Annotated in this window: 9 protein-coding genes; all 9 read left to right on the top strand. The window is 47.0% G+C overall.

Going from position 1 to position 9758, the window contains the following annotated elements:
* Positions 1 to 1869 (top strand): TonB-dependent receptor (locus tag Q0338_RS05185; RefSeq protein WP_298085829.1); only part of this gene is annotated, 1869 nt, incomplete at its 5' end.
* The gene (locus Q0338_RS05180) at positions 1859 to 2839 is read left to right on the top strand and encodes an iron ABC transporter permease (protein ID WP_122862734.1); all 981 of its coding nucleotides are present in this window, start codon (positions 1859 to 1861) and stop codon (positions 2837 to 2839) included. The genes Q0338_RS05185 and Q0338_RS05180, both read left to right, overlap by 11 nt.
* A 1-nt stretch (position 2840) precedes the next feature.
* A complete protein-coding gene (locus Q0338_RS05175) occupies positions 2841 to 3608 on the top strand; it encodes an ABC transporter ATP-binding protein (protein WP_298085828.1) in 768 nt (255 codons plus the stop codon).
* Positions 3609 to 3638: 30 nt separating this feature from the next.
* The gene (locus tag Q0338_RS05170; RefSeq protein ID WP_298085827.1) at positions 3639 to 4460 is read left to right on the top strand and encodes an ABC transporter substrate-binding protein; all 822 of its coding nucleotides are present in this window, start codon (positions 3639 to 3641) and stop codon (positions 4458 to 4460) included.
* Positions 4460 to 5245 (top strand): energy transducer TonB, encoded by a 786-nt coding sequence (locus Q0338_RS05165; RefSeq protein WP_298085826.1) that lies wholly within the window; start codon positions 4460 to 4462, stop codon positions 5243 to 5245. Before Q0338_RS05170 ends, Q0338_RS05165 begins: the two co-directional genes overlap by 1 nt.
* Positions 5246 to 6469, top strand: a complete 1224-nt coding sequence (locus tag Q0338_RS05160; protein WP_298085825.1) for a radical SAM protein — start codon at positions 5246 to 5248, stop codon at positions 6467 to 6469.
* Positions 6466 to 6975, top strand: a complete 510-nt coding sequence (locus Q0338_RS05155) for a flavodoxin family protein (protein ID WP_298085824.1) — start codon at positions 6466 to 6468, stop codon at positions 6973 to 6975. The genes Q0338_RS05160 and Q0338_RS05155 overlap by 4 nt, the downstream gene beginning before the upstream one ends.
* Before the next feature lie 640 nt (positions 6976 to 7615).
* Entirely contained in the window at positions 7616 to 8449 is an 834-nt protein-coding gene (galU, locus tag Q0338_RS05150; RefSeq protein ID WP_298085823.1) for a UTP--glucose-1-phosphate uridylyltransferase GalU, read from the top strand.
* Positions 8436 to 9665 carry a glucose-6-phosphate isomerase gene (locus tag Q0338_RS05145; protein ID WP_298085822.1) on the top strand — a complete coding sequence of 410 codons (1230 nt, stop codon included), beginning with the start codon at positions 8436 to 8438 and terminating at the stop codon, positions 9663 to 9665. The genes galU and Q0338_RS05145 overlap by 14 nt, the downstream gene beginning before the upstream one ends.
* Positions 9666 to 9758: the final 93 nt, after the last annotated feature.

The following is a 9758-nucleotide window of genomic DNA, read 5'->3' as shown; positions in this document are numbered from 1 at the left end:
ACCGTCATAACCACGACTGGCTTTGAAAGCGCGCTAAAAGACGAGGCCAGAAACGTGACGGTAATAACTCAAGAGGACGTGAAAAACCGTGGATATCGCGATTTGGAGGAAATTTTAGATAAAGCCGCGGGAGTTAGCTTTGTAAACTGGGGTGCGGGTACTACGGTGGACATGCGAGGTCAGGGCAATCAATCAAACATTGCCGTCAAGGTGCTGGTTAACGGCGTAGGCGCAATGAATATGATTGACTCCACACCAAATCCAGTTCGGGTAAATTTGATCCCTATCGAGGATATCGAGCGAGTGGAAATAATCCCCGGCGGTGGAGCCGTGCTCTACGGCAACGGCACTAGAGGCGGCGTCATAAACATTATAACAAAGACCAGACCCAGGGATTTTTACGCGGGAGTCTCAAGCAAGCTTGGCTCCTACGGCTACAAAGACTTAAATTTAAACGTAGGTGGCACCGTAGCCGAGCGACTGTTTTTAAAGGCTAACGTAAAGGGTTTTAAAGAAAACACGTATAGATACGGCGGCGACATCAACGGCAAATATGCAAGCCTAGGCATAACCTATAAAATTTCGGATTTTCAAAGCATCTCGATAAATCCAAGCTACTATAAAGAAAAACAAAGCATCTCTCCAAGCCCGACCAAGGCTCAGCTAGCGCAAAACAGAAGAAGTGCGGGTGCGGGCGAAAACTCTGCAAACGTGCTAAAAAGAGTAGGCGTTAGTGGGGATTACAGCGTAAATTTCGAAAAAATAGAAGCCAGCGTTACACCGTTTTATCAAAAAATAGAAACGACGCTGGACGACTCTAAATTTAACGACAAAAAATACGGAGCGAATTTCAAAACCAAATACAAATACGGCAGCGGAAATTTTATCGGTGGCTACGACTATCAAAAAAACACCGGCGATAGATTTTTAGACTTTGCAACCGGACCTATGAAGTTTAACTACATCTACGATATAGAAAAGATAACGCACTCGTTTTATTTTCTAGAGACACACGATTTTACCGACGTTTTCTCGCTTAGCGCCGGAGCTAGATACGAAAATGCCGACTACGATATCTTTAGTAATCAAAAAAGAATAATGGGCAACTCCGTTTTACCAGTAGCCGGTATGCCTATGCGAGGAAACAAAAAAAACAACAACTACGCTTACGAGATAACGCCGAATTTTAAATATTCCGACAGCGGAAATTTATATTTTAGATTTGAACGCGGCTTCATATCTCCTACGCCGGTGCAGCTAATAGACAAGATAAACCGCACAACATACCGTATAAATAATCTAAAATCGGAAGTTTATCAGACCTACGAAACTGGCGTTAAAGATTTGGTTTGGGGTCAATTTATTAGCGCGACGCTATTTTTAACCGATACCAAAGACGAAATCGGCAGACAAACGCTGGGACCAAGCATCACCGACGGCTGGAGATACTACAACCTAACCAAAACTAGACGCTACGGCGCGGAGCTCTATGCGGAGCAGTACTTGCTAGATAGCCTAAGGCTTAGCCAAACCTTCTCCTACGTAAAGGCTAAAATTTCCTCAGGCGCCGACAAAGGCAAAGAGATCCCTTACGTGCAAAAGAGCAAATTTATATTAGGTATAGACTACGAGCCGATTAGGAAATTTAAAATTTTGACCGATATAAAATACGGCTCTAGCCACAAGACGGCTTCGTATAAAAAAGTAAACGGAAGAACTACGGTCGATCTAGGCGTTAGCTACGGGCCACTAAAGGGCTTTACCATAGCGGCGGGCGTGAAAAATTTGCTAGATAAAAAATATGACATCGACATAGACGTTCCCGCACGCGACAGAAACTACTACGTAGAGTTTAAGTATGCCTACTAAAAACGGAGTTACGGCGGTTTTGGCGGCGCTTACGGCGCTGCTTTTTATATTTTCGCTTAGTCTTGGCGGAGCCGATATCTCGTGGCAAGATATCATCAAATTTGCAAGCGGCGGCGAGATAGACGAGATAAAGGAAACTATCCTGCTCGAGATCCGCCTGCCGCGCGTCATCATGGCCTTTTTAATCGGCATGCTTTTGGCAAGCTCGGGCGTCGTCGTGCAAAGCGTGTTTTTAAACCCGCTAGCAGACCCCTACATCATCGGCATCGCCTCCGCCGCGACCTTTGGCGCCGTGGCGGCCTATCTTTTAAAGCTTCCCGATTTTTACTACGGCGTGTTTGCATTTTTTAGCGCGGCGATACTTTCGGTACTGATCTTTAAACTCTCCAAAAAAGGCAAATCCATCGCCACGCTTCTTATCATCGGTATCGCGTTTTCGTCGTTTTTGGGCGCGTTTACGAGCTTTGCGACCTACCTCATCGGCGAGGATAGCTTTAAGATAGTAGCGTGGATGATGGGCTACGTGGGCTCGGCAAACTGGGAAAAGATCGCCTACATCAGCGTTCCTCTCGTGCTATCTATGGCGTATTTTTACTTTAAGCGCTTTGAGCTAAACGTCATCCTAAGCGGCGACGAAGAGGCTCAAAGCCTAGGCGTGGACGTAGAAAAGATGAAAAAACGCCTACTCATCGTTTCATCTTTAGCCGTGGCGTTTTCGGTAGCGTTTACGGGCATGATAGGCTTTGTGGGGCTCATCATCCCGCATACGCTACGCATGATACTAAAAACCTCGAGCAACATCGTTTTGATACCCATTAGCGCCTTTGCGGGCGGGTTTTTCCTGCTAGCCTGCGACACGATAGGCAAAAGCGTCCTAAGCCCGACTGAAGTACCTATCGGCGTGGTTACGGCGTTTTTCGGCGCTCCGTTTTTTCTATTTTTAGCTATCCGCTCAAGCAGGAGCATATAAGGTGAAAGTAGAAAAACTATGCTTTAGCTACGGCAAAAAAGAGATACTAAAAAACGTAAATTTGAGCCTTGAAAACGGTAGGTTCGTAGGCATTTTGGGCCCAAACGGCTGCGGCAAATCCACTCTTTTAAAAAATATCCTAAGAATTTTATCGCCAAATAGCGGCGTGATCACACTAGAAAACAAAAAGCTGGAGGATTATTCGCTAAAAGAGCTGGCTAAAATTTTAGGCTTCGTCCCGCAAAAAACGGTTCTAAGTATGCCGCTAACGGTCGAGGATATCGTGCTAACGGGGCGCTTTTGCCATCTAAAAAGCCAGTTTAGCGGATACGACGCAAACGACGTAGCCAAAACCTACGAGATCATGCGCCTGCTTGACGTAGAGCGGTTTGCTAAACGCAGCGCCCACTCCCTAAGCGGCGGCGAATTTCAGCGAGTGCTGCTAGCTAGAGCGCTAGTTAGCGAGCCAAAAATTTTGCTTCTTGACGAGCCTACGAGCGCGCTAGATCTAAACTATGGGGTTCAGATGCTAAAGATCTGCGAGGATTTGACTAGAGAGCTAAATTTACTATCCGTAGCCGTGCTGCACGATCTAAATTTAGCCGCTATGTTTTGCGACGAACTCGTGATGCTAAAAGACGGCGAGATACGCTACGCAGGCACGGCAAAGCAGCTTTATACGAAAGAAATTTTATATGAAATTTACGGACTAGACTGCGAAATTTTAGAGCACGACGGGATGCCGTTCGTAGTGCCCGTAAAGCGATAAATTTACAAATCAAATTTGAAAGGATTTTCTATGAAAAAAATAGCCGCACTTTTACTTGCAGCCAGTTGTCTTTTGGCGAATTTAAGTGTAAACGCGCCCAAAAAGCTAGTCGTACTAGACCCATCAGTCGTCGAGATAGTCTATATGCTAGGCGCGCAGGATCAGCTAGCGGCCATCGCTACGCTTCAGTTTTCTAAAATTTGGCCGGAGGATCAAACCGTAAAGCTAAAAAGCGTAGGCACGTACACGAAGCCAAATATCGAGCAGATCGTCGAGCTAAAGCCTGATCTTGTTATCACCAGCTTTCACTCGGCAAACGTAAACGAGAGCCTTGCTAAATTTAACCTAAAAACCCTCACGCTAAAAGCCGATAGCGTCGGCGATATCTACAAAAATATCGAAGAAATCGGCAAAGTAACGGGCAAAGAGCAAAAAGCGAGCGAAGTCGTAAACGAGATAAAATCCAAAATCGACTCTTTTGCAAACAGCGAGGTAAAGGGCAAAAAGATACTAGCGGTATTTTCCTCGACGCCGCTTACGGGCTTTAGCTCAAAGACGCTGCCGGGCGATATCTTTAACAAACTAGGACTAAAAAACATCGCCGATAGCGTAGAGGGCTCGACTCCGATCGTCTCGACCGAGTTTATCTTATCGCAAAATCCGGACTTCATCGTCGTTATCGGCGGTATGGGCGGCGATGGCGAAAATTTCCTAAAACAAAATCCGGTGCTTAAAAAAACGACCGCCGCAAAAAACGGCAAAGTGCTCACCGTGCCCTCCTCGATGCTACTTAGAGGAACGCCTCGCATAGGCGAAGCCGTAGATAAATTTTACGAGATGCTAAGCAAATAATGCGCTACTTTCTAGTCTCGCTCGTCTTAAATTTAGCTCTGCTTTTTTTGCCGTTAAACTCGCGCCAGATAGAGAGCGCAAAACCGCAAGAAACGATAAAGATAAAGCTAAATTTGACGCAAGAAGAGCCTAGCAAAGAGACTAGAGAGTATGTGCCGCCTCAAAGCGCCGAGCCGCTAGAAAAACCTATGGAATGGCCGCAAGAAACGCAACCCGAGCCGGTCAAATTTGAGCCTGAGCCAGAGCTCAAGCCCGAAATTTTACAGCCCGAACCAAAGCCGGTAGAGAGCGAACCTATAAAACCCAAGGAGGAGAAAAAGCAACCGCCAAAACCGAAAATAAAAAAGCAAATCTCGCCAAAGCCGGCGCAAGCGGTAAAAGAGGAGCCTAAATTTGAACCAGCACCCGCACCGAGTCAAATTTTACCCGCCGAGCAAAGCGCGCAGCCTAGCTCAAATTTAGCCCCCGCAAAGCAGACCGCCGTACAAGATAGCGGCGAAGCAAAAGAGCAAAACGCATGCAAAGAGGGTGTGGGCTTTACCGTGGCGCGCGAGCCCGAGGCCAAATATCCCAAAAAAGCGCTCATGCTGCGACTAAACGGGACGTTTAGAGTCGAAGTAGATTTTAAATTTGACGGAGAGATAAAGATAATAGCCGTTCGCGGGAAAAATAAAATTTTTAACGACGAAGCGGTAAAAATAACAAAGGAGTTAGAAATTAAAGCGTTAAAAAATATTTCGAATTGTATAATTACCAAACCTTACGAGTTCAAAACGGAGGAATAGATGTTTGAAACCAGGCAAAAAGGGCATGCCGGACCAACGCGTCCTAAAAAGATAAAGATGGCGACTAACGCCGAGGTGGAGAAATTTTTAACCGAGGAGCTACCCGCGCAAAAGGACGGCGTGATATACATCCACGTACCTTTTTGCGATAATATCTGCTCGTTTTGCTCGATGAACCGCACGAAGCTAGAAGACGAGCTAGATAGCTACACGCAGTATCTGCTGGGCGAGATCGAAAAATACGGTAAATTTCCGTATCTGCAAGCTAAAGATATCCGCAGCGTCTATTTTGGCGGCGGAACTCCTACGATACTAAAAGAAAAGCACCTAGAGCCAGTTATCACGGCTCTGCGCTCAAATTTTAATATCGCCGAGGACTGCGAATTTAGTCTAGAAACCACGCTACACAATCTAAATTTAAGCAAAGTGCGCCTGCTAGAAAGCCTAGGCGTAAACCGCTTTAGTATCGGCGTGCAGACATTTTCGGACAAAGGCCGCAAGCTGCTAAACCGCGTCCACGATAAAAAAGGCGCGATAGAGCACCTAAAAATGATCAGGCAAAATTTTAGCGGCATGGTTTGCACGGATATTATATTTAACTACCCTGAGCAAACGATAGACGAAGTGCTAGAAGACGCGCGCCTAGTAGACGAGTTAGAGATCGACAGCACGAGCTTTTATTCGCTTCAGCTTTTTGAAAAATCAGAGCTCGCAAAGACGGTCTCGCAGGACTACTACGACGTGAACTACGAGCACAAGCTGCACAACGCTTTCTTTGAAAAGCTGCTAGGTACTGGCAACTACGAGGTGCTAGAGCATACTAAATTTAACCGCATCGGCCGCGACCGCTATCAGTATATCCGCCTAAGCCACGAGGGCGCCGATATACTGCCGTTAGGTAGGGGCTCTGGCGGAAGGCTAGGCTACTACGACATCTATAACGCTAAAGAAAAAATGCGTATGATAAACAAAGTAGACGACAAACAGCGTGCCGAGGGACGGCTAAAAAGCCTCTTTATGTACCCAAAAATCGACCTCGCGCAAGTAAAAAGCCTAGTTAGCGATGAGACCTTTAGTGCGCTAATGGAGTTTTTCAAAAAATGCGAAAGCAAAGGCTATATGCACATAGAAAACGGCTTTTTAAACTACACTACGGACGGCGTATTTTGGGGTATGTCGATCGGCACCGAAGTAGCAAATATCTCACAAAAGGACTTTGAATGAAAAAAATAGTTATCTACACGAGCGCGACTGGAAATACCGAGAAAGTCGGTCTTGCCATCGCAAACGAGCTTGGCTGCGAGGCGGTCAAATTTACTGAGGATCTGCACCTAAATTTGGACGGTTACGACTTTATCGCGCTTGGATTTTACGTCGATAAGGGCGACGCGGAGCCTAAATTTAAACGCTTTTTACGCGAGATAAAGGGCAAAAAAACGGGCGTATTTATGACGCTTGGCATGGATCCCGAGCACGAGCACGCGATGAACTGCCTAGAAAAGGCAAAAGTCGTGCTACGCGAGGGCGAAAATGAAATTTTACGCGAGTTTTACTGCCAAGGCGCGATCGATCCAAAGGTCATCGAGCAACTACGCAAAATGGGCGAAGCAGCGCCAAACGACCCGCGCTACGCCGTAACTCCTGAGCGCGAAGCTAGATGGGCTAGAGCTGCGACTCATCCTGACACAAACGACATAGAAAACGCAAAAGCAGCGTTTAAAGGAATATAAATTTGCCGCCGCTTGGCGGTCAAATTTGCTAGTTAAATTTGGCGCATTTTAAATTTGTAAATTTGCGCCCTACTTTTAGCTTTATTTTAAATTTTACTCACCCAGACCCGCATCTTGAAAACTATAAATTTGCAAATTTAATTCCAACAAAATTTCCAAAATCTGCGACGCTTTGCGCGAGCAAAGCAGTGTCGCCACCTTAAACGTGCAGTGGGGCTAGAGAGGGTTTGGGAGAGGGTCTGTCTCGGACAGTTACGAGCGCAAAGCGCGAAGTAAAGGAAGGCGACACTCTACTTCGCTTTGCTCGTAGCTGCAAGCAGACCGTAAGTAGAATCCCCTTCCTCTCCCAATAAAAGAGGAAAGCTTTAATTTGATAGAAGCTACAAATACGTAACGTTAAATTTGACGAAAATAAAATTAGCACCATAGAGATGCAAATCTCGGCAAGTAAAATTTGCAATTTTAACTTCAAATTTGAACATCAAGAATTAAGGCAACGTATCGTAAGATGACTTTTGGTAATTTCACTTCGTTACCCCCCCCACTGAAAGGCAAGCCGCAAATTTATCGCCAAATCATCCTTAATACTCCAAATTAGCCAAAACTCGCTATAATCTCCTAAAAAATCAAAAGGAAAATTATGATACAAACTTGTTTATTTCCGGCTGCGGGCTACGGCACGAGATTTTTGCCAGCGACTAAATCGCTACCAAAAGAGATGCTGCCGATCCTGACCAAGCCGCTCATTCACTACGGCGTGGACGAGGCGCTAGAGGCCGGCATGAAAAACATGGCATTTATCACGGGTCGTGGCAAACGCGCGCTGGAGGATTATTTTGATATCAGCTACGAGCTAGAGCATCAGATCTCTGGTACGAACAAAGAACACCTACTCGTCGATATCCGCGAACTAATGGCGCGCTGCACGTTTTCATTCACGCGTCAAGAGAGCATGAGAGGCCTAGGCAACGCCATCCACACGGGCAAAGTTCTCGTGCGAGACGAGCCTTTTGGCGTGGTGCTGGCCGATGACCTCTGCATTAACGAAGAGGGCGAAGGCGTGCTATCTCAAATGGTAAAAATCTACGAAAAGTACCGCTGCAGCATCGTCGCCGTCATGGAAGTGCCGATCGAGCAAAGCAAAAACTACGGCATCGTCACGGGTCGCGCGATCGAGGACGATCTGCTCATGATTAGCGACATGGTAGAAAAACCGGACCCTAAAGAAGCTCCGAGCAACCTAGCCGTCATCGGCCGCTATATCCTGACGCCTGACATCTTCACGATCCTAGAGCGCACCAAGCCCGGCAAAAACGGCGAAGTGCAAATCACCGACGCGCTAAAAGAGCAGGCCAAAGACGGCATGGTGCTAGCGTATAAATTTAAAGGCAAGCGCTTTGACTGCGGTAGCGTCGAGGGCTTCGTGCAGGCGACTAATTTCTTCTACGAGCTAGGCAAAAATGCTAAAAAATGAGCTGTTTTTCGAAAAAACGCCGCTAAGTGCGATCGGCTCCTACGCCAAACGCATGAACGACGAACTAAAAGGCGGCGAGATTGGCTACTATCACCTGCCAGAAATCGGCGCAAATTTGCTCAGCGAAATCGCCGAATATGAGGCGACGCTCGCGCACATAAAAAGCGTCGTGCTAGTAGGCATCGGTGGTAGCAGTCTTGGCGTAAAGGCGCTAAAAACGATGCTATCAGGCGCTAAAAGGAGCCGCGAGCGAGAGCTTTATTTTCTCGATAACGTCGACGCCTTTAGCTTTGAGAGCGTTTGCGAGAGCATCAAATTTGACGAGACGCTTTTTATCATCTCGTCAAAATCAGGCACCACGATCGAGACGATCACACTATTTAAGTGTATTTTGGAGCGCTTTAAGCCGTCAAATTTGAGCCAAAATTTCATCGTCATCACCGATCCAGCCTCGCCGCTAGAGGCCTACGCCAAGCAAAACGGCGTCAAATTTTTTAATATCCCAAAAAACGTCGGCGGTAGATTTAGCGTGCTTAGCGCGATCGGTCTGGTACCGCTAATGCTATGCGGATACGACGCGGCGGCGCTGCTCGAGGGTGCTCGGGCGTGCAAAAGGCGATTTTTAGAGGACGGCGACGATACGCTGCTACAAAAAGCCTACCACTACGCGACGCACAAAAACGCCAAGATCAACGTGATATTTAGCTACGGCGATAGGTTTTTGGAGTTTAACGACTGGTACGTGCAGCTGTGGGCGGAGAGTCTGGGCAAGAAAAAAGGCTACAAACGCTACGGACTCACGCCCGTCGGACTCATCGGCTCGCGCGATCAGCACAGCTTTTTGCAGCTCATCATGGACGGCGTGAAGGATAAAACGGTAAGCTTCATCAAGGTAGCCGCCGCGGACGCAAACACGGCGATACCGAGCATTAGCCTAAACGGCCTTGAGGGCTGCGACTTCGTAAACGGGCTAAATTTGGGCGAGCTAATCAACGCCCAGTGTAGCGCCACCATGCATGCGCTCGTGCAAGAAGGCATCAGTGTAGACGTCATCGAGCTTGAGCGGCTAGACGAGGCGAGCGCGGGATTTTTGATTTATTATTTCGAACTTCTCACGTCGGCTACGGGCATAATGCTAGGCATAAACACCTACGATCAGCCGGGCGTTGAAGTAGGCAAACGCATACTAAAGACGATGCTAACGGCAGGCAAATAAAGGCTGCGGCGTAAATTTACGCGGATTTTGCTTTGTGAAGATGTAGAGCGTTAGCTCACGTAAATTTTTAGCCTACAAGCTTGTGTTTGCAGT

Origin of the sequence: uncultured Campylobacter sp., assembly GCF_938018145.1 — a bacterium.
GTDB lineage: Bacteria > Campylobacterota > Campylobacteria > Campylobacterales > Campylobacteraceae > Campylobacter_A.
Note: the sequence above shows the minus strand (reverse complement) of the source record. Positions and strands in the feature narration are given on the sequence as shown.

What these genes read in the sequence shown, in the direction of transcription:
- Q0338_RS05170 (WP_298085827.1), top strand. Translation starts at nt 3,639, where the DNA reads ATGAAAAAAATAGCCGCACTTTTACTTGCAGCCAGTTGTCTTTTGGCG.
- Q0338_RS05180 (WP_122862734.1), top strand. Translation starts at nt 1,859, where the DNA reads ATGCCTACTAAAAACGGAGTTACGGCGGTTTTGGCGGCGCTTACGGCG.
- Q0338_RS05155 (WP_298085824.1), top strand. Translation starts at nt 6,466, where the DNA reads ATGAAAAAAATAGTTATCTACACGAGCGCGACTGGAAATACCGAGAAA.
- Q0338_RS05145 (WP_298085822.1), top strand. Translation starts at nt 8,436, where the DNA reads ATGCTAAAAAATGAGCTGTTTTTCGAAAAAACGCCGCTAAGTGCGATC.
- Q0338_RS05160 (WP_298085825.1), top strand. Translation starts at nt 5,246, where the DNA reads ATGTTTGAAACCAGGCAAAAAGGGCATGCCGGACCAACGCGTCCTAAA.
- Q0338_RS05165 (WP_298085826.1), top strand. Translation starts at nt 4,460, where the DNA reads ATGCGCTACTTTCTAGTCTCGCTCGTCTTAAATTTAGCTCTGCTTTTT.
- galU (WP_298085823.1), top strand. Translation starts at nt 7,616, where the DNA reads ATGATACAAACTTGTTTATTTCCGGCTGCGGGCTACGGCACGAGATTT.